Genomic DNA, 18,268 nt, shown 5'->3' with positions numbered 1-18,268 from the left:
ACGGGCCTCGATCGGCTTCAGATGTGGTGCGGGGGCTTCTCGCTGAGGAAGCGCGTGAAGTCGTCGTCCGCCGACCCGGACGTCGGATCGCCCCAGCCACGATCGGTGTCGTCCGCGGACGGCCTGTCGAAGGGGTCGTCGAAGACCAGCCCAGCAGGCGAGGGCGCCACGCGTGGCGACGCGGCGGCGCCGGACGGCGCCTGCGACGCGTCGACCGCAGAGTCCGCCGTGGGCCCGGCGTCAGGCCCGGCACCGCAGCCCGACCCGGCACCCGCGGCCCCGACCGTGGCTGAGGTGTCCTCGGAATCTGCGGCGGTACTCATGGCTCAAGAGTACGACGCCGCACCACGCGGCCGTTCAGAGTCGGCGCCCAAGCAGGTGGGGGGAGATACCCCAAGTGTCCGTTTGAACCAGCCCGACGGATATACCTGGCCGCATGCACCCATCAGAACCGCGACCGCAGGCCGATCCTCCTCCCGCTCCGGCGGAGGAAGCGGACGTCGACCGAAGCGACCTCGCGTACCGCCGCTGGTTGAGCGAGGCCGTGGGGAAGGTCCAGGCGGACGCGAACCGGTCCGCCGATACCCATTTGCTGTCCGTGCCGCTGCCGACGGACTGGGGCATCGACCTCTACCTGAAGGACGAGTCGACTCATCCGACCGGGTCGCTGAAGCATCGCCTGGCCCGTTCGCTGTTCCTGTACGCCCTGTGCAACGGCTGGATCCGCCCGGGACGACCGGTGATCGAGGCGTCCAGTGGATCGACGGCAGTGTCGGAAGCCTATTTCGCGCGGCTGATCGGTGTCCCCTTTGTGGCCGTGATGGCCCGCGGGACCGTGCGGGCGAAGGTGGATCTGATCGAATTCCACGGCGGCCACTGTCACCTCGTGAACGACCCGGGCGAGGTGTACGGGACGGCGACCCGGCTGGCCGCGGAGACCGGCGGCCACTACATGGACCAGTTCACCTACGCGGAGCGGGCGACGGACTGGCGCGGCAACAACAACATCGCCGAGTCGATCTTCCGGCAGCTGGCAGCGGAACGCCACCCCGTACCGGCATGGATCGTGGCGACCGCGGGGACCGGAGGGACGTCAGCGACTCTCGCCCGGTATGTGCGCTATGCGCAGGCGACCACCGGCATCTGCGTGGCGGATCCGGAGAACTCGGCGTTCTTCCCAAGCTGGCGGGACAGCGACCCGTCGGCCACCACCGATACCGGCTCCCGGATCGAGGGGATCGGCCGGCAGCGCGTGGAGCCGAGTTTCGTGCCGGGCGCCATCGACCGCATGATGCGGGTCCCGGACGCGGCGTCGATCGCGGGCGTACGAGTCCTTGAGCGACTACTCGGCCGCCGGGCGGGCGCGTCCACCGGTACGGGACTGTGGGCGGCGTTCCGCATCATCGCGGAGATGCGAGCCCGCCACGAGCACGGCAGCGTGGTCGGGCTGCTGTGTGATCCGGGCGAGCGTTATCTGGAGAAGTACTACGCGGACGACTGGCTCGCGGCCCAGAGCATCGATATCGGGCCGTACGTGCAGCGCATCGAGCACTTTCTGATCAGCGGGTCGCTCGAACCGGTGAACGCGCCGAGCCCCCGCTGAACGATCACGGCGTCCGAACCGCACAGCGCAGACTGCGGGCTCCCGTGAGGTGCCGGGCACGGAGATGATGTGTCGGCGTCGTGGAGGTCGGCGTGTCCCTGCTGACGGTGCAACTCCGTTGATCATACGATCACTTGTGCGAACGTCGCGGCCTCCGCCGTTCGTGACGGGGATCACGGGGTGACACGGGGAAAGCAGGACACGGCGATGACCGATGCCCACACGCATAACCGAACCGAGGGCGGCGGCGCGTCGTCGCCCGCTCAGTCCGTTCTGCTCTCGTGGGGCCCAACGGTGCTCTTCGGCATGCTCCTGCCGTGGATCACCTATCACCAGCTCATCGGGCGCGACGTGCACGGGGCGCCTGCGCTCATGTTGGTGTCGGCTTGGCCCGCGCTGGAGATCGGGTTGTATTTCGCGCTGCATCAGCGGGTGGACGAGATCGGCATGCTGATCCTGGTGGCACTGCTGCTCGCGACAGTCACCGCGGCCGCGGGTTGCGGCAGTCACTGGATGGGCGTCGGCATGGGTACGGCGTTCACCGGGTTGGTCGGGGTGGCCTTTGCGGTGAGTCCGGTTTTCGGGCGACCGCTGACCTTCTGGTTGGGGCGGCGGTTGGCGACCGACGGTTCGGCGGCGGGGACGGCACGGTGGAACGGCTTGTGGCTGCGGGACAGGGGCTTTCGGGCTGTGCAGTGCCAGCTGTCGGCGGCGTGGGCAGTCGGCTTCCTGCTTGAGGCGGGCCTGATGGCGATGCTTCCACCGCAGTTGCCCGTGAGCGCGGTGGGGGCGGCATCGCTTGCCGGGCCGGTAGGGGTGACTGCGGCTCTGGTGGGTTACTCGGCCCGGGCCGGAAAGGCGTGGGCCGCAGCGGTTCAGACGCCGGCCGCGCCCAGCAGTGCGCCCACGGCGTAGGTGACGGCCATGGCGATCGCGCCGCCGGCCGCGTTGCGGATGATCGCAGGGCGTACAGGTGCGTTGCCCAGGCCTGCGCTGATCCAGCCGCAGCAGGTCAGGGCGGCAAGAACCGATACGACCGTGACAGCGAGACGCCACTCGTTCGGCGGCAGGATGATGGCCAACAGCGGCAGCAGTGCGCCGACGGTGAAGGAGATGAAGCTGGCCCAGGCGGCGTGCCAGGGGTTGGCGAGCTGGTCCGGGTCGATGCCGAGTTCGACGCGGGCGTGAGCGCCGAGGGCGTCCCGGGCCGTCAGTTGCTCGGCGACCTCGCGGGCGAGGTCGTGGGTGATACCGCGGTCCTCGAGCAGTCCGGTCAGCTCGTCGAGTTCGGCCTGGGGGGTGGCCTCCAGTTCTTCGCGCTCCAGGGCGAGGGCGGCCTGCTCGGAGTCCCGCTGGGTGCTCACCGACACGTACTCCCCCACGGCCATCGACAAGGACCCCGCCATCAGCCCGGCCAGGCCCGCAGTCAGGAGCGCCGACCGCGAGTCGGTAGCACCCGCGACTCCCACGACCAGGCCTGCGGTCGAGACGATGCCGTCGTTGGCGCCGAGGACAGCGGCACGTAGCCAGTTCAGCCGGGTGCTCAGCCCGTCGTGGTGCGGCTCGTCCGGGTGTGTTCCCGCGCCGCCCGGCTTCTCGGCGCCGGCGTGGTGGTCAGTCATGTCACGAAGGGTCTCATCCGCACTGCCCGACCAGATCGAGCGGCGCACACCCGGGCGGACAGGCCGAACCCCGGCGCGGGGGGGATGCACCGGGGCTCGGGTCTGTGGGGCCGGTCCGGAGACCGGCGGTTGTGGAATTGTCAGGCGGCTTCGTAGTCCAGGCCGGTCGCGCGGGCCATCCGCTTGAGGTCGGCGAGGGCGTGCTTCTCGATCTGGCGGATGCGCTCCCGGGTGAGACCATGCTCCTTGCCCACCTCGGTCAGTGTGCGCTCACGGCCGTCCACGATGCCATAGCGGGCTCGGATGATGGAGGCAGTGCGATCGTCCAGTCGGTCGATCAGGCCGTCCAACTCCTCGCGACGCAGCATGACCAGCACCGAATCCTCTGGCGACGGCGCGGCGCCGTCCTCGACCAGGTCACCGAACTCGGTCTCGCCCTCGGCGTCCACCGACATATTTAGCGACACCGGGTCACGTGCCCAGTCCAGGACGTCCGAAACACGCTCCGGGGTGGAGGCGAGTTCGGTGGCGATCTCCGCAGGCTCGGCGTCGCGGCCGTGCTCGCGGTTGAACTCGCGCTGCACGCGCCGGATCCGGCCCAGCTCCTCGACGAGGTGCACGGGCAGCCTGATGGTGCGGGACTGGTCGGCGATGGACCGGGTGATGGCCTGGCGGATCCACCAGGTCGCGTAGGTGGAGAACTTGAAGCCCTTGGCGTAGTCGAACTTCTCGACGGCGCGGACCAGGCCGGCATTCCCTTCCTGGATCAGGTCGAGCAGCGGCAGACCGCTGCGCGGATAGCGCCTGGCCACCGCGACGACGAGGCGCAGGTTGGAACGGATGAAGATGTCCTTGGCGCGCTCGCCTGCGGCCACCAAGGCCTCGAGCTCTTCGCGCTTGCTGTCGCCGCCCGCTCCCGCAGGCAGCTGGGGGTCGGCGGCGAGGATACGCTCGGCGTAGACGCCTGCTTCGATGTCTCGGGAAAGCTCGACCTCGCGGGCGGCGTCGAGCAGCGGCGTACGCGCGATCTCGTCCAGGTACATGCCGACGAGGTCGCGGTCGGCTACTTCCCCGCCTGCGGCGCGAACGCTGCTGGTCCCGCCTGCGTGACGACGGGCGACGGCACGGGTTGCCATGCGTGCTCCCTTTACGAAGGTGCGGTCGGTCTCGGTCGGACCGGGTGCGGTCGCAGCCGATGCCGTGGAGTTGCCGGTGCAGCCGGTGCGTTGGCTGCCGTAGCTCTGCGGCTCTGCTGTGCGCTTGCCCCATCCGATCGGGATAACGACTGGAATCCGGACACAATTCCCATGTCGTCACCTATTTTTTATGATCATGCAGTACCCTGTCCGGCCACATTGAAAGGTCATGTCATGTTGCAACGTACGGACGTCCAGGTCAGAGCGGGTAGGGAGGAGGATCTGGCGGCGCTGACCGAGATCTACAACCACTACATCCGTGAGACGCCGATCACTTTCGACATCGACCCGGTCACCCCCGACGAGCGCCGCCCCTGGTTGCTCTCCCACCCGGAAGACGGCCCCCACCGGCTCTTGGTTGCCCAGCCGGCGGGTGACGGACGGATTCTCGGTTACGCCACCAGCAGTCCGTTCCGCCCGAAGGCCGCGTACGCCACATCGGTGGAAACCAGCATCTACCTGTCGCCCGAGGCCGGCGGGCGCGGGATCGGCACGCTGCTGTACGCGGCTCTGTTCGAGGTACTGGCCGACGAGGACGTGCACCGGGCGTATGCGGGCGTGACACTGCCCAACGAGGCGTCGATACGCATCCACCAGCGTTTCGGCTTCCAGCAGATCGGGGTGTACGAGGAGGTCGGCCGGAAGTTCGGCACTTACCACGACGTGGCGTGGCTGGAGAAGCGGCTGAGCTGAGGCGGCGACACCCTCCTGACAGAGGAAGCCGCGGCAATAGGCGGGGGTATTTGAAGTTTCAATCAGGCAGCGCTACCGTCGTTGCGTACTCTTGAACATTCAAGGAGGGCGCCATGACCGCAGCCGCCACGGAGCGCATGCCCGCGCTCTACCTCTCGCACGGCGCTCCGCCGCTCGCGGACGACCCGGTGTGGCCCGGGCAGCTGGCCGCCTGGGCGGCCGGCCTGCCGCGGCCCAAGGCCGTACTGATCATCTCGGCGCACTGGGAGGACGCCCCGCTGGCGATCGGCGCCACCGCCGCCGTACCGCTGGTCTACGACTTCTGGGGCTTCCCCGAGCGCTACTACCAGGTGACCTATCCGGCGCCGGGCGCGCCGGAGCTGGCCGAGGACGTGCGCAAACTGCTGCGCCGGGCCGGCAGCCCAGTGCAGGACGTACCCGACCGGGGCCTGGACCACGGGGCGTACGTGCCGCTGGTGGAGATGTTCCCCGGCGCGGACATTCCCGTGCTGCAGGTGTCGATGCCGACGCTGGACCCGGCCGGGCTGCTGGACATCGGCCGCCGTCTGGCGCCGCTGCGCGATGAGGGCGTGCTGATCGTCGGTAGCGGCTTCTTCACCCACAATCTCGCCGCCCTCCGCCACGCCGGCCCGCAGCCGCCGACATGGTCGGCGGAATTCGACGACTGGGGCCGGCGGGCGCTGGACGCGCAGGACGTCGACGCACTGCTGGACTTCGAGCACACCTCACCGGCCGGCCAGCTGGCGCACCCGCGAACCGAGCACTTCGCCCCGCTGTTCGTTACGCTCGGCGCCGCCGAGTCCGATCTCGGCAGCCAGCGCAGCATCATCGACGGATTCTGGATGGGACTCGCGAAGCGCTCCGTCCAACTCGGCTGAACAGGAAGACACCCCACCCCATGCCCAAGCAGAAAAGACGCGTCGCGATCAGCGTGGCCGTCCTGGCCGGCGCCTTGACCCTGGCCGCGTGCAGTTCCGACAGCAAGAAGGACCCGGCCGGCGCCACGAGTGCCGCCGGCGCCGACGACAAGCCGGCGGCGTCGTCCGTGAAGTGGCCCGCGCCTCCTGATGCCAGCGCGCAGACCAAGGCGGCCGGGCTGCCGATGCTCGGGCAGGAGGGCCAGGTGCTGCACATCCACAGCCACCTCGACGTGTTCATGGACGGCAAGGCGGTGACAGTACCGGCCCAGATCGGTATCGACGCCGCCAAGCAGCAGATCAGCCCGCTGCACACGCATGACACGTCGGGCGTCGTGCACATCGAGTCGCCGGTACAGGCGGAATTCACCCTCGGACAGTTCATGACCGAGTGGAGCGTGCCCATCGGTAGCAACATCCTCGGCACGTTCAAGACCGGTGGCGGCAAGGAGTTGCACGTCTACGTCAACGGCAAGGAGCAGACCGGCGACCCCGCCTCGATCAAGCTGGCCGCTCACGAGGAGATCGCCATTGTCTACGGCGCCCCGGCCGACAGGGTGCAGGTGCCGTCGGCGTACTCGTGGCCGGAGGGCCTGTAGGAGCCCGTGGAGGCCTGTAGGGCAAGCATTCCTGGACGTCGCCGCAGTGCCGCGTCCGCATCTCCGTATCCTCGCCGGTGCGACAAAACGGCAGGTCCCCACTCTTCCGAGTGAACGGAAGCGGTGGGGACCTGCCGTTGGCATGACGACTACTACCGGGCGGTCGCGGCGACCGCGTGGTCGCACCGCCCCGCGATCAGTGTGCGATGACCGGGATCACGACGTCGTCGGCCGCCTCGTCGCCGTCGACGCGCTGCGGCTGGCCGCCCTGCACGCCGGCGTTGACCAGGAAGAAGGCGATCACCGAGGACAGCGCGAGGATCGCCGTCGCCCAGTAGATGGCAACGGAGTAGCCATGCACCAACGATTCGTTGACAAATAGCTTCTGCTTGAGGTCGGACTTCGACGTGACGTGCGCGGACACCCAGGTCGCGGTCGCGCTGGTGGCGAGGGTGTTCAGCAGTGCGGTGCCGATGGAGCCGCCGACCTGCTGCGAGGTGTTGACCATTGCGGAGGCGACACCGGCGTCCTCGGGGCGCACCCCCTGCGTTGCCAGGCTCATCGCGGGCATGAAGGCCGTGCCCATACCGAGGCCCATCAGGATCAGGCCGGGCAGCAGCACCGCCGCGTAGGAGGAGTCGACCTTGATCTGGGCCAGGATCGCCATGCCGACGGCGGCGACCATGAAGCCGGGAGCCATCAGCAGGCGCGGGCGGACCCGCAGCATCAGCCGGGTGCCGATCTGGGTGGAGCCGACGATCATGCCGGCGATCATCGGCAGGAAGGCGAAGCCCGACTTGATGGCCGAGTAGCCCATCACCAGCTGCAGGTAGAAGGTCAGGAAGAGGAACAGGCCGAACATGCCGATGATGGCCAGGCCCAGCGACAGGTAGACGCCGCCGCGGTTGCGGTCGGTCACGACGCGCAGCGGCAGAAGCGGGGCCGGGACGCGGCTCTCCACGAACACGAACGCCGCCAACAGCACCACGGAGGCCACGAACAGGCCGAGGGTGATGCCGGCCGTCCAGCCGTCGCTGTCTGCGCGGGTGAAGCCGTATACGAGGGCGACCAGGCCCGCGCTGACGAGGATCACGCCGGGAATGTCCAGGCGGTTGTGGTTGCGGCCCTGGGCGGGTTCGCGGATGACGGTGATGGCACCGATGGCGGCGACGATCGCGAAGAGGATGTTCACGAAGAGCGCCCAGCGCCAGTTCAGGGCCTGGGTGAGCACGCCGCCGAGGATCAGGCCGACGGCGGCGCCGGCGCCGGCGATGGCGCCATAGATGCCGAACGCCTTGGCGCGCTCCTTGGCGTCGGTGAAGGTCACCGTGAGAAGTGACAGTGCGGCGGGTGCGAGCAGGGCCCCGAAGACGCCCTGGAGGGCGCGGGCGCCCAGCAGCATGGCGGTATTCACCGCGGCGCCGCCTATTGCGGAGGCGGCGGCGAAACCGAGCAGGCCGACGATGAAGGTGTTCTTACGTCCCCACAGGTCGGACACCCGGCCGCCGAAGAGCAGCAGACCGCCGAAGGCCAGGGTGTACGCGGTGATGACCCACTGCTTGTTGCCGTCGGAGATCCCGAGGTCGGCTTGGGCGGACGGCAGCGCGATGTTCACGATGGTCGCGTCGAGCACGACCATCAACTGGGCTATCGCGATGAATATCAGCGCTGTCCAGCGCTTCGGATCCGGCTGAGGTGTTTCAGGCATTACTGATCTCACTATGGGATGCGGAGTGACAGGACGTGGGGACGTGGGTCAGCGAAAGGTCCGGCGCCGTACTGCGGCGGTGGATCGGGGTCAGGGATCCCTGCCGGCCTTGGCGTTCGGGTCCGGCTCTGCTCAGGCAGGACGAGCGGCTGACTCGGGTTGCGCAGGTTCACGGGCACGGCGAACCTGATGACGCTATAACCCGACTGATGGGCATTGCGAACGGTTTGTTACTGACGGGCTTGCAGTTCCTCCAGAGTCGCGGCATCCCCGGCGAGCACCGAGCACGCGGGCGCGCGCAGGCCGTCGAGGAACAGTTGCAGGTGGCGACGGACGAAACGGTCGAAGCCTGCGCAGCAGGTGCCGGGGAGCGGCCGGGTGAGCTGCGTCACGGCGACCATCAGGTCACCGACGGCGATGTCGGTGCGCAACTGGCCCGCGCTCTGGGCGCGTTCCATGATGGCGCTGATCGATCGTTGCATCTGTTCGACCTGGCTGGCGACCGCGGGGTCCTGGCGGTCGAAAACGTCGGAGAGCAGGGGGCACAGGGCGCCGATCCGCTCGTCCGCCGCTTCGAAGACGAAACGGCTGAGCGCGGCGAACGCGTCCGGCTCCTGTGCCAGTGCGTCCTCGGCTCGTTTCACTGTACGGGCCATCACTGACAACGTGACCTGGCGGATCAGCTCCGCGCGGTCGGTGAAGTGCCGGTAGAGCGTGGCATTGCCGACGCCCGCCCTGCGTGCCACCTCGTCGAGGGGGACGTCGGGGCCGAGTTCGACGAGCGCCTCGCGCGCGGCTGCGACGATACGCTCCCGGTTCCGGGTGGCGTCCGCACGCAGGCGCACGGCTCGCGGCGGCACGGCGGTCTCCGTGGCGGGCGGCATGGTCGGACTCCCTCCGGTGACGTGTCGGGTGGCATGGGTCGGGCGTGACGAGGAAACGGAAAAACGATCCCCGTTTCCGATCACCACACTAAACAGGGAGCCGTTCCCCGGATATTTCGGGGTGATCGCGTGACCTGCGTCTCAGTTTCGCGATCACCCGCCTGCGGGCGACCCGGCGCAAGGGAGGACTTTCATTGAAGCTTCAAGAAGTGCCCGTAGCATGAACGCCATGACATGGCTGACCGAAGAGGAGCAGACGACCTGGCGGGCGTTTCTGCATGCCACCACGCTGCTAGAAGATCATCTCGACCGTCAGCTGCAGCGCGACGCCGGTATGCCGCACATGTACTACGCGCTGCTGAGTACCTTGTCCGAGGCGCCCGGCCGGAAGATGCGGATGACCGAACTCGCCGAGCAGGCCAAAATCACCCGGTCCCGGTTGTCGCACGCCGTATCGCGCCTCGAGGGTAACGGCTGGGTGCGCCGCGAGAACTGCCCCACCGACCGGCGCGGCCAGGTGTGCGTACTGACCGACGCCGGCCATACGGAGCTGGTGCGTATCGCGCCCGGACATGTCGCTGCCGTCCGCGCCGCGATCTTCGACCGGCTCACTGCCGAGCAGAGCCGGCGGCTCGGTGAAATCTCGCGGCTCGTTGCCGAGGGTCTGCATCAGCCGGACGGCGCGGACGTGCCCTGGCTGCGGTGAACGCGGCCCGGTCAACGCGGCGCCGCGCATGTCACCTGCGGGGGTGAGTGCGTGGTGGTGAGCCGACGCTCACTGCGTCGCCGACCTTGCGCTCCCGGAGCGCGCCAGCCACCGGCCCTCGTGCCGGCTCACCTCGATCGGCCGGCCGAAGCAGCGCGTCATCCACGCCCCGGTGAGCACCTGCTCAGCGGGGCCGGAGGTCAGTACCCGGCCCTCCTTGAGCAGCAGCACATGGCCGATCGCCGGTGACAGCTCCTCCAGGTGGTGGGTGACCGTGACGGTGGCCAGCCCCGCCCTGGTCGTCGCGAGCCGGTGCATGGCGTCGATCAGGTCCTCGCGCGAGGGCAGGTCGAGGGCGTTGAAGGGCTCGTCGAGCAGCAGCAGCGACGGGTCGGCCATCAGCGCCCGCGCCACCAGGATGCGGGCTCGCTGGCCGCCTGAGCAGACGCCGTAGGGGCGCTCGGCGAGGTCCTTGATCTCCAGTTCGGTCAGGAGCGCGGTCGCACGGTCGCGTACGTCCCTGTCGTACTTCCGCCACAGCGGCTGCACCGTGCCGGTGTGCCCGGTCAGGACGACGGTGTGGGCGGTCGCGTCGAGCGGCACCTTCTGCGCGGAGGAGACCAGGCCGATGCGGGCGCGCAGCTCGCGCATGTCGACCCGGCCGAGGCGGTGGCCGAGGACCTCGACCGTACCGGTGGTGGGGTGCATGAGGGCGCCGATCAGGCGCAGGACCGTGGTCTTCCCCGCGCCGTTCGCACCGAGCAGCGCCCAGTGCTGCCCCGCGCCCACGGTCCAGTCGATGCCGTCGAGGATGACCTGGCCCGTGGTGTGGCGACGCACGCTGACGCCGTCCATAACGGCGACCGCGGCGGGGGTCGCACCTGTCGCGTCAGCTGTCATGGCCGAACGATAGCTGTAGGCAACAACTTTACGGTGGCCGTTTCCGCCATGTGGATACGGCGCCGGCGCCGCGTACGGTCACTGGCCGGCAGGCGACGGGCTCTCATCCGGCGCGGACTCGGCAATACGCGGCGGTCCCGGCCGGAAGAGCAGGAAAGTCACCACGAAGCCGAAGGCGAAGAACCCCGCGGACCACCAATAGGCGACGGCGTAGCTGTGCAGTTGCGCCTGTGCGACCGCCCCAGGTGTCGGGCGGCGGCCGACGAGGTAACTGGTGGCGGCACTCGTCGCGAGGGTGTTGAGCAGTGAGGTGCCGACGGAGCCGCCGACCTGCTGGCTGGTGTTCACCATGGCCGAGGCGACACCGGCGTCGGCCGGCTTGTTGCCGGCGGTGGCGAGGTTCATTGCCGTGGCGAAGATCAGGCCGAGACCGAGGCCCAGCAGGAGCAGCGGCGGCATGACGTGCGCCACGTACGTGCTGTTGCCGTCCAGCGCGGTCATCCACCCCATGGCGCCGGCGGCCAGCAGCATGCCGGTGGGGACGATCGGTTTGGCGCCCAGTTTCGGCACCAGCACGTTGGTGGTCGTCACTGAGGCGATCACCAGCAGCGCCACCATGGGCAGGAAGGCGAGGCCGGTTTTCACCGGTGAATAGCCGAGCGTGCGTTGCAGGTAATACGTCAGGAAGAGGAACACGCCGAACATTCCGGCGCCGGACAGGAACATCGCAATGAACGACGCCCCGCGGTCGCGGTCGGCGACCACCCGCATCGGCAGCAGCGGGTGACGGGCACGCAGCTGCCACCACACGAAGGCCGCAAGCAGGATCGTGCCGGTCAGCAGGAAGCCCCAGGTGCTGGGGGTGCTCCACGAGTGCCGTTGGGCGTTGGAGAAGCCGTAGACGATGCAGAACAGGCCGCCGGAGACGAGCAGCGTGCCGGGGATGTCGAGATGCGCGCGGCCGGGTGGGGCGCCCGAGCGCAGCAGCCGCATGCCGCCAGCGAAGGCGATGAAGGCGAAGATCAGATTGACGTACAGGCACCAGCGCCAGTCCAGGTATTCGGTGAGGATGCCGCCGAGCAGGAGCCCGACCGCCGCACCGGCGCCTGCGATGGCTCCGTAGATACCGAAGGCCTTCGCGCGTTCCCTGGAGTCGGTGAAGGTCGTGGTCAGCAGTGACAGGGCGGCGGGGGCGAGGATCGCGCCGAAGGCGCCCTGCAGGGCGCGGGCCATCACCAGGATCTCGAAGCTCGGCGCCGCACCGCCGATCGCCGACGCCGCGGCGAAGCCGACCAGGCCGATCAGGAAGATCCGCTTGCGGCCGACGAGGTCGGCGAGCCGGCCGCCGAACAGCAGCAGGGAGCCGAATGCCAGCGCGTACGCGGTGACGACCCACTGGCGGTCACCGTCGCTGAAGCCGAGGTCGCGCTGGGCCGAGGGCAGCGCGATGGTCACGATCGTGGCGTCCAGTACGACCATCAACTGGGCGAGGCCGATCACGCACAACACCCACCAGCGGTGGGCGGGAGGTTCGGAGAAGTCGTCCTGTCCGGACGGCGGGCCGGTCGCGCGGGCGCGGCCGGCTGCGGCTGGTGCCTCGGAGGACCTTCGGGCCATGGCGTGGGTCTCCTTTTGCGCTCGCGCGCGTCCCCCGGGATTTCCACGCTAGGTCCAGTTCAACGACCCCGCCACGCGGGACGCCGCGGCCCCTGCGGCGGGGGCGGCGGTGTCGGGCAGGGTGGGGCGGCAATCCACCGCGACCGCCATCGGACGACCGTCCCTGGTGGCGATGACGGCCACGGAGTGTGGTGCTGCACCTGCACAACGATCACTAACCGCGAGGTCGAAACCACTAACGCACCCTCACCCGTTCGAGTGACCCGCTGAGCGGACCGCAGTCAGCAGGTGTAGTCCGCCGTCACCCGGAAGGGTGAGTGCCGCCGACACCCGGACGCAGCAGTTGCGCGCGCGGGTACGGCCGCGGGGCCGTTGGCTGGCGGGAAGGCAGTGGCCGCGACCCGACCGCGGTAAGGGAGCACGCATATGGCGACGAGCGCGGACGGCCCGGCGGGAGGCGCCGCCGAACCGGGGGACGGGCCGCTGGGCGCCGACGAACGTGCCGAGTTGCTCGCGCTGCGCAAACGTCTCCCCGCCCGGCGGCGGTGGCGGGCCGCCCTGTCCGCGCTGCTGATCACACTGGCCGCGGTGCTCGCCCCGCTCAGTGCCGTCGCCGTGTGGGTCGCAGACGAGATGGCGGACACCGACCGGTACGTGGCGACGGTCGCCCCGCTGGCCCGGCACCCCGACGTCAGGGCCGCAGTGACCGACCGGGTGACCGACGCGGCCATGGCCAAGCTGGACCTCGACTCGCTGCTGTCCGGCGTGGCGCCCAGCGACCGGCCGGGGCTGGAAAAGGCGCTCGGCACGCTGCGCGGGCCGATCACCGGCGGGATCAGGGACGTCGTGCGGCAGACGGTGGCGCGCTTCGTGGCGAGCGACGCCTTCGCCACGCTGTGGGAGCAGCTGAACCGGCAGGCGCACGCGGCCTTCACCGGTGCTCTGACCGGGGACAGCGACACGGCGGTGAAGGTGAACGGCGACGCCGTCGTACTGGACCTCGCGCCGGTCGTCACCCAGGTGAAGCAGCGGCTGCTGGCCCAGGGGCTGAGTGCGGCGTCACTCATTCCCGAGGTGCGGACCGACTTCACGCTGGTGAAGTCCGAGGACGTACGGCGGGCGCGCACCGGTTTTCGTTGGCTGCAGATCACCGGCAATTGGCTGCCGGTCGTCACCGTCGTCCTGGCGGCCGTCGGCGTGCTGCTCGCCGCACGCAGGCGGCGCGCTCTGGTGGCAGCAGCGCTGGGAATCGCCGCGGGTGCGGCGGTGCTCGGGATCGGACTGGTGATCTTTCGGATCATCTATCTGGATCACCTGCCCGCGGGCACGAACGAGGCGGCAGCGGGTGCGATCTATGACCAGATCGTACGTTTTCTACGGGTGACGGTGCGGATGCTGATCGTCCTGGGGATCGTGGTCGCAGCCGGGGCGTGGCTGAGCGGTTCAGGGCGGTGGGCGGAGCGGGTCACGACGGCGTGGGAGACGGGGATCGCCGCGGTGCGGCAGGCCGTGGGGATCAGGACGACCGGGCCGGTGGGTCCGTGGGTCCACCGCTACCGCCTTGCACTGCGGTGGGTGGTCGTCGGCGGTGCGGGCCTCGCGCTGCTGCTGTGGCCCTACCCGACCGGCTTGGTCGTCGTCTGGATCGCGGTGGTGGCTGTCGCCGTACTGGCGGTCATCGAATTCCTCGACGACCGGCGTCAACCGGACGTCGCGAGGGTGACTTCCGCGTAGCGGTGTCCCGGCAACTCACCCTTTCGGGGTCAGGGCGGCGAGCTGCCGGTCGAACGGAATGAACGTTTCCTCAGCCGCCGCTGGACGCCGTACGGAGCGGGCGGTGACCTGGCCGGCGAGTTCGGCGGCGGCGCGGTCGATGCGCAGGGCGAGGGCGTCGTCCCCCGCCGCACCCCAGTCCTCGGTCGCCGCGTACACCGCTGTCGGCAACACGACCGCCCGCAGATAGCTGAAAAGCGGGCGCATGGCGTGTTCCAGGACCAGGGAGTGGCGGGCGGTTCCGCCGGTCGCCGCGATCAGGACCGGGATGCCTGTCAGCGCGTCCTTGTCGATGACGTCGAAGAAGGACTTGAACAGCCCGCTGTAGGAGCCGGTGAAGACCGGCGTCACCGCGATGAGGCCGTCGGCGGAGGTGACGGCGTCGACGGCGTCGCGCAGCCGCGGGCCGGGGAAGCCGGTCACCATGTTCTGCGCGATGTCGCTGGCGAGGTCGCGCAGCTCGACGACCCGCACCTCGACGTCACCCCCGATGTCACCGCCGACTTCACCGACGCCGACGCCACCGCCGCCCGCATTGTCGACATTGCCGTCGGTGACGTACCGCTGGGTCGCGGCGGTCAGCCGGTCGGCGAGCAGCCGGGTCGAGGAGGGGCGGCCGAGGCCGGCGGTGATCACGACGAGGCGGGTGGTCATGCCTGGACCTCCTGGGTGTCGCGGGCGGCGAGCAGGGACCGGTGGGTGGGGCCGTCCGGCACGTGAGCCGGGCGCCCCTTGGCGAATTCGCGGCGCAGGACGGGGACGACCTCCTCGCCGAGCAGGTCGAGTTGTTCCAGCACCGTACGGAGCGGCAGCCCGGCGTGGTCCATCAGGAACAGCTGCCGCTGGTAGTCGCCGAAGGACTCGCGGAAGGTCAGCGTCTTGTCGATGACCTCCTGCGGCGATCCGACGGTCAGCGGTGTCTGATCGGTGAATTCCTCCAGGGACGGCCCGTGGCCATATACCGGCGCGTTGTCGAAATACGGCCGGAATTCCCGTACCGCGTCCTGCGAGTTCTTTCGCATGAACACCTGACCACCCAGTCCGACGATCGCCTGGTCGGGTGAGCCGTGCCCGTAGTACGCATAGCGTTCGCGGTACAACCCGACGAGCTTCTTGAAGTGCTCCTTCGGCCAGAAGATGTTGTTGGCGAAGAAGCCGTCACCGTAGTACGCGGCCTGTTCGGCGATTTCCGGGCTGCGGATGGAGCCGTGCCAGACGAAGGGCGGGACGCCGTCCAGCGGGCGCGGGGTGGAGGTGAAGGACTGCAGCGGCGTGCGGAATTTGCCGGCCCAGTCGACCGTGTCCTCACGCCACAGCTTGTGGAGCAGGGCGTAGTTCTCCACGGCGAGCGGTATGCCCTGCCGGATGTCCTTGCCGAACCACGGGTAGACCGGGCCGGTGTTGCCGCGGCCCATCATCAGGTCGACGCGGCCGTCCGCCAGGTGCTGGAGCATCGCGAAGTCCTCCGCGATCTTGACCGGGTCGTTGGTGGTGATGAGCGTGGTGGACGTCGACAGGATCAGGCGATCTGTGCGCGCGGCGATGTAGCCGAGCATGGTGGTCGGCGACGACGGCACGAAGGGCGGGTTGTGGTGCTCACCCGTGGCGAAGACGTCGAGCCCGACCTCCTCGGCCTTCCGCGCGATGGTGACCATCGCCTTGATCCGCTCGTGCTCGCTCGGCGTGCGTCCGTTCGTCGGGTCCGTGGTGACGTCGCCGACTGTGAAGATCCCGAACTGCATCTCACCCACCGTCCAATTGATTGATTGTTCAACCGCCTGAACCGCGTGCCTTCCTCGCCTATTCCCGCCCGCTGCTCACCGGTCCGGCTCTTCCCCGGCGGGCGGCTCCCCGCCCGGCTCCGTCCCCTCGGCCGCCTCCGGAGGCACGGCCCCCGAAGCGTGGAAGGTCATGGCCCCGAACCGGAAGTCCCGGCCCTGCATCACCACCCCGTGGTTGACGCCACCGCTGAAGGTGTTGTGCACGACGCTCGTCGGCGCCTGGCCTGCAGCCCCCGCCGGGTCCAGCTCGGCCAGCAGCCGGCGCAGCTCCTCCGCGGCCGCCGGGTCCGCGCCGAGCGTACGGCGCAACCGCGTACGCCACTCGGCCTCGACGTCGCCCGCCGCGAGGTCGTCGTCCGCCGCGCGGGCCGCGGTCAGCTCCTGGCGGGACTGCTCGAGCTCCGCGTCCACCGCTCCGGCCTCGCCGCCCCGGGCGAAGAAACGCGCCAGCCGCCCTCGTACCTGCGCCCACGCGTCCGAAGCCATCAGCCCGACCACGGTCGTGGCTCCCGAGGTCGCCAACGCCGTCAACTCCGCTTCCACCGTGCCCCCTTCCGGCCCCGCGGGCGCGCACCGCCCGTGCACCGCCCACCGTAGGGCCGAACGGGCGAGCGGCACGTGCCGCGGGGCTGCCGAGGTGGCTCTCGCCGTGCCCCGTGGGCCACCGGTCCGTGTCATGCGGCGGACTGCCGCTTCCTGGCGCCCCGCCACCGCGCCCGGCGCCCGAACGCCCGGGGCGGCGGCCCGGCGCCCACCCCCAGCCGACGCATCCGCTACCCTGTTCCACGTCGCAAGACCCGCCATTCCGAACCCGCGCGACCACCGCTGCCAGACGGCCGCGAAGGGCCGGGGGACACGGGCCGGCGTGGAATTGCCCCAGTAGCTCAGGGGATAGAGCACGGCTCTCCTAAAGCCGGTGTCGCAGGTTCGAATCCTGCCTGGGGCACAACCCGAAGTCGCCTTGACCGGCGGTTTCGTTGGATCAGCAGCTTGTCACGCGGCCTCGGACCCGTCGTCCGGGGCCGTTTGCGCGGGCGATGCGCGAGCGGGCGGGCTGCCGGCCCCCTGAATATCCCCCGAGGGATCGACACCGTTCGGCACGGAACGCTTCGCGGCGCGAGTCGGTGCGCCGCCTCCGCGATGGCCGGCTGCGTACGAGGCCACTCGGTGACCGGCGGCACCTCCGCGGCGGGGCTCGTCCGCGCGTACGCTGCTTCCTGTCGCCCTCCCGAAGCCGATGTCCCAGGATCGGCGTGGCGACGGGCGGACGGCGGAAGAGGTGCGGGACACGTGGCTCGCAGGGCAGGGCGCAGGCCGCCGCCGTCACCGCTGCCGCAGCACGCCGGGGTGGACGCCGTACGGGTGCGGCTGCCCGGGGACGGGGCGGGGCGCTGGACGACGGTACGGGACCATCTGCTGGAGCGGTACGGTCCCGTGGCCGGTGCCGACCAGGTGGAGGCGATGCTCGCCGCCGGGCGGTTCGTGACCGTGCAAGGGCCGGTGGACGCGGCGACGCCGTACGAGCCGGGCGGCTGGGTCTGGTTCCACCGCGACCGGGCGCCCGAGGCGGAGGTGCCCTACGCGGTCGACGTCGTCCACCGCGACGAGCGGATCGTCGTCGCCGACAAGCCGCACTTCCTGGCCACCACCCCGCGCGGCCGCCACATCACGCAGACCGCGCTCTCCCGGCTGCGGGACAGCCTCGACCTGCCGCTGCTCTCCCCCGCCCACCGGCTGGACCGGCTGACCGCGGGCCTGGTGCTCTTCGTCGTACGTCCCGAGGACCGCGGCGCCTACCAGACGCTCTTCCGGGATCGGCAGGTCCGCAAGGAGTACGAGGGCGTGGCCCGTCACGACCCGGCGGTGAGGCTGCCACTCACCGTACGCAGCCGGATCGTCAAGGAGCGCGGGCGGATGGCGGCCGAGGAGCAGGCGGAAGGGCCGCCGAACGCCGAGAGCCGTGTCGAACTGCTCGAGCACCGCGACGGCCTCGGCCGCTACCTGCTGCTTCCCGCGACCGGGCGGACCCACCAGCTGCGGCTGCACATGGCCGGCCTGGGACTGCCGCTGCTGCACGACCCCCTCTACCCCCGGCAATTGCCGGAGGCCGACGCGGACGACTGGTCCCGGCCGCTGCAACTTCTCGCCCGCGCGCTGGAATTCACCGACCCGCTGACCGGGCGGACGGTGCGCTTCGAGAGCGGTCGGCGGCTGGCCGCCTGGGCCGGCAACGGCGCCTGAGCGGACG

The 18,268-nt window shown here is 70.0% G+C and carries 18 protein-coding genes and 1 tRNA gene; 9 read left to right on the top strand and 10 right to left on the bottom strand.

Annotated elements, in window-relative coordinates; all coding sequences use genetic code 11:
* Positions 1-17: 17 nt before the first annotated feature.
* The gene (locus BUE44_RS13555) at positions 18-323 is read right to left on the bottom strand and encodes a hypothetical protein (protein ID WP_073497746.1); all 306 of its coding nucleotides are present in this window, start codon (positions 321-323) and stop codon (positions 18-20) included.
* A gap of 113 nt (positions 324-436) precedes the next feature.
* Between BUE44_RS13555 and BUE44_RS13550 the strand changes: the two genes are divergently transcribed.
* Positions 437-1,603: a PLP-dependent cysteine synthase family protein gene (locus tag BUE44_RS13550; RefSeq protein ID WP_073497744.1), complete on the top strand. Its 1,167-nt coding sequence runs from the start codon at positions 437-439 to the stop codon at positions 1,601-1,603.
* 207 nt (positions 1,604-1,810) lie between these two features.
* Complete coding sequence (locus BUE44_RS13545) at positions 1,811-2,518, top strand: VC0807 family protein (protein WP_073497742.1); 708 nt, start codon at positions 1,811-1,813, stop codon at positions 2,516-2,518.
* Here the strand turns inward: BUE44_RS13545 and BUE44_RS13540 are convergent.
* Both BUE44_RS13540 and BUE44_RS13535 read right to left on the bottom strand, forming a co-directional pair.
* A complete protein-coding gene (locus BUE44_RS13540) occupies positions 2,479-3,225 on the bottom strand; it encodes a VIT1/CCC1 transporter family protein (protein WP_073497740.1) in 747 nt (248 codons plus the stop codon). The two genes, BUE44_RS13545 and BUE44_RS13540, sit on opposite strands and share 40 nt — an antisense overlap.
* Before the next feature lie 140 nt (positions 3,226-3,365).
* On the bottom strand, positions 3,366-4,361 hold the full coding sequence (locus BUE44_RS13535) for a sigma-70 family RNA polymerase sigma factor (RefSeq protein ID WP_073497738.1): 996 nt from the start codon (positions 4,359-4,361) through the stop codon (positions 3,366-3,368).
* A 234-nt stretch (positions 4,362-4,595) separates the two neighbouring features.
* On the opposite strand from BUE44_RS13535, the gene BUE44_RS13530 reads away from it, so the two are divergent.
* The 3 genes from BUE44_RS13530 (at position 4,596) to BUE44_RS13520 (ending at position 6,651) form a co-directional block, all read left to right on the top strand.
* On the top strand, positions 4,596-5,114 hold the full coding sequence (locus BUE44_RS13530) for a GNAT family N-acetyltransferase (RefSeq protein WP_073497736.1): 519 nt from the start codon (positions 4,596-4,598) through the stop codon (positions 5,112-5,114).
* Between the two features lie 113 nt (positions 5,115-5,227).
* On the top strand, positions 5,228-6,013 hold the full coding sequence (locus BUE44_RS13525) for a dioxygenase family protein (RefSeq protein WP_073497734.1): 786 nt from the start codon (positions 5,228-5,230) through the stop codon (positions 6,011-6,013).
* A gap of 20 nt (positions 6,014-6,033) precedes the next feature.
* A complete protein-coding gene (locus BUE44_RS13520; protein ID WP_079189708.1) occupies positions 6,034-6,651 on the top strand; it encodes a hypothetical protein in 618 nt (205 codons plus the stop codon).
* Positions 6,652-6,847: 196 nt separating this feature from the next.
* On the opposite strand, the gene BUE44_RS13515 is transcribed toward BUE44_RS13520, so the two are convergent.
* Positions 6,848-8,359 (bottom strand): MFS transporter, encoded by a 1,512-nt coding sequence (locus BUE44_RS13515; protein WP_073497732.1) that lies wholly within the window; start codon positions 8,357-8,359, stop codon positions 6,848-6,850.
* 230 nt (positions 8,360-8,589) lie between these two features.
* A complete protein-coding gene (locus BUE44_RS13510) occupies positions 8,590-9,243 on the bottom strand; it encodes a TetR/AcrR family transcriptional regulator (protein ID WP_073497730.1) in 654 nt (217 codons plus the stop codon).
* A 220-nt stretch (positions 9,244-9,463) separates the two neighbouring features.
* Here BUE44_RS13510 and BUE44_RS13505 point away from each other — a divergent pair, with 220 nt between their 5' ends.
* Complete coding sequence (locus BUE44_RS13505) at positions 9,464-9,949, top strand: MarR family winged helix-turn-helix transcriptional regulator (protein WP_073497728.1); 486 nt, start codon at positions 9,464-9,466, stop codon at positions 9,947-9,949.
* A 69-nt stretch (positions 9,950-10,018) separates the two neighbouring features.
* On the opposite strand, the gene BUE44_RS13500 is transcribed toward BUE44_RS13505, so the two are convergent.
* Positions 10,019-10,849 carry an ABC transporter ATP-binding protein gene (locus BUE44_RS13500; protein WP_073497726.1) on the bottom strand — a complete coding sequence of 277 codons (831 nt, stop codon included), beginning with the start codon at positions 10,847-10,849 and terminating at the stop codon, positions 10,019-10,021.
* Between the two features lie 78 nt (positions 10,850-10,927).
* On the bottom strand, positions 10,928-12,466 hold the full coding sequence (locus tag BUE44_RS13495; RefSeq protein WP_079189707.1) for an MFS transporter: 1,539 nt from the start codon (positions 12,464-12,466) through the stop codon (positions 10,928-10,930).
* A 426-nt stretch (positions 12,467-12,892) separates the two neighbouring features.
* On the opposite strand from BUE44_RS13495, the gene BUE44_RS13490 reads away from it, so the two are divergent.
* Complete coding sequence (locus BUE44_RS13490) at positions 12,893-14,200, top strand: hypothetical protein (protein ID WP_073497724.1); 1,308 nt, start codon at positions 12,893-12,895, stop codon at positions 14,198-14,200.
* 15 nt (positions 14,201-14,215) lie between these two features.
* Here BUE44_RS13490 and BUE44_RS13485 read toward each other — a convergent pair whose 3' ends face one another.
* The 3 genes from BUE44_RS13485 to BUE44_RS13475 form a co-directional block, all read right to left on the bottom strand.
* Positions 14,216-14,893 carry an FMN reductase gene (locus tag BUE44_RS13485; RefSeq protein WP_073497722.1) on the bottom strand — a complete coding sequence of 226 codons (678 nt, stop codon included), beginning with the start codon at positions 14,891-14,893 and terminating at the stop codon, positions 14,216-14,218.
* A complete protein-coding gene (locus BUE44_RS13480; protein ID WP_073497720.1) occupies positions 14,890-15,981 on the bottom strand; it encodes an LLM class flavin-dependent oxidoreductase in 1,092 nt (363 codons plus the stop codon). The genes BUE44_RS13485 and BUE44_RS13480 overlap by 4 nt, the downstream gene beginning before the upstream one ends.
* Positions 15,982-16,056: 75 nt before the next feature.
* On the bottom strand, positions 16,057-16,563 hold the full coding sequence (locus tag BUE44_RS13475; RefSeq protein ID WP_073497718.1) for a hypothetical protein: 507 nt from the start codon (positions 16,561-16,563) through the stop codon (positions 16,057-16,059).
* A 330-nt stretch (positions 16,564-16,893) separates the two neighbouring features.
* Between BUE44_RS13475 and BUE44_RS13470 the strand changes: the two genes are divergently transcribed.
* A tRNA-Arg gene (locus BUE44_RS13470) sits at positions 16,894-16,966 on the top strand.
* A 344-nt stretch (positions 16,967-17,310) separates the two neighbouring features.
* Positions 17,311-18,261 carry a pseudouridine synthase gene (locus BUE44_RS13465; protein ID WP_159450249.1) on the top strand — a complete coding sequence of 317 codons (951 nt, stop codon included), beginning with the start codon at positions 17,311-17,313 and terminating at the stop codon, positions 18,259-18,261.
* Positions 18,262-18,268 lie beyond the last annotated feature (7 nt).

This window comes from Actinacidiphila paucisporea (assembly GCF_900142575.1).
In the GTDB taxonomy this organism is placed as follows: Bacteria; Actinomycetota; Actinomycetes; order Streptomycetales; family Streptomycetaceae; genus Actinacidiphila; species Actinacidiphila paucisporea.
This window is presented reverse-complemented; position numbering and strand designations above follow the sequence as displayed.

What these genes read in the sequence shown, in the direction of transcription:
- BUE44_RS13555 (WP_073497746.1), bottom strand. Translation starts at nt 323, where the DNA reads ATGAGTACCGCCGCAGATTCCGAGGACACCTCAGCCACGGTCGGGGCC.
- BUE44_RS13550 (WP_073497744.1), top strand. Translation starts at nt 437, where the DNA reads ATGCACCCATCAGAACCGCGACCGCAGGCCGATCCTCCTCCCGCTCCG.
- BUE44_RS13545 (WP_073497742.1), top strand. Translation starts at nt 1,811, where the DNA reads ATGACCGATGCCCACACGCATAACCGAACCGAGGGCGGCGGCGCGTCG.
- BUE44_RS13540 (WP_073497740.1), bottom strand. Translation starts at nt 3,225, where the DNA reads ATGACTGACCACCACGCCGGCGCCGAGAAGCCGGGCGGCGCGGGAACA.
- BUE44_RS13535 (WP_073497738.1), bottom strand. Translation starts at nt 4,361, where the DNA reads ATGGCAACCCGTGCCGTCGCCCGTCGTCACGCAGGCGGGACCAGCAGC.
- BUE44_RS13530 (WP_073497736.1), top strand. Translation starts at nt 4,596, where the DNA reads ATGTTGCAACGTACGGACGTCCAGGTCAGAGCGGGTAGGGAGGAGGAT.
- BUE44_RS13525 (WP_073497734.1), top strand. Translation starts at nt 5,228, where the DNA reads ATGACCGCAGCCGCCACGGAGCGCATGCCCGCGCTCTACCTCTCGCAC.
- BUE44_RS13520 (WP_079189708.1), top strand. Translation starts at nt 6,034, where the DNA reads ATGCCCAAGCAGAAAAGACGCGTCGCGATCAGCGTGGCCGTCCTGGCC.
- BUE44_RS13515 (WP_073497732.1), bottom strand. Translation starts at nt 8,359, where the DNA reads ATGCCTGAAACACCTCAGCCGGATCCGAAGCGCTGGACAGCGCTGATA.
- BUE44_RS13510 (WP_073497730.1), bottom strand. Translation starts at nt 9,243, where the DNA reads ATGCCGCCCGCCACGGAGACCGCCGTGCCGCCGCGAGCCGTGCGCCTG.
- BUE44_RS13505 (WP_073497728.1), top strand. Translation starts at nt 9,464, where the DNA reads ATGAACGCCATGACATGGCTGACCGAAGAGGAGCAGACGACCTGGCGG.
- BUE44_RS13500 (WP_073497726.1), bottom strand. Translation starts at nt 10,849, where the DNA reads ATGACAGCTGACGCGACAGGTGCGACCCCCGCCGCGGTCGCCGTTATG.
- BUE44_RS13495 (WP_079189707.1), bottom strand. Translation starts at nt 12,466, where the DNA reads ATGGCCCGAAGGTCCTCCGAGGCACCAGCCGCAGCCGGCCGCGCCCGC.
- BUE44_RS13490 (WP_073497724.1), top strand. Translation starts at nt 12,893, where the DNA reads ATGGCGACGAGCGCGGACGGCCCGGCGGGAGGCGCCGCCGAACCGGGG.
- BUE44_RS13485 (WP_073497722.1), bottom strand. Translation starts at nt 14,893, where the DNA reads ATGACCACCCGCCTCGTCGTGATCACCGCCGGCCTCGGCCGCCCCTCC.
- BUE44_RS13480 (WP_073497720.1), bottom strand. Translation starts at nt 15,981, where the DNA reads ATGCAGTTCGGGATCTTCACAGTCGGCGACGTCACCACGGACCCGACG.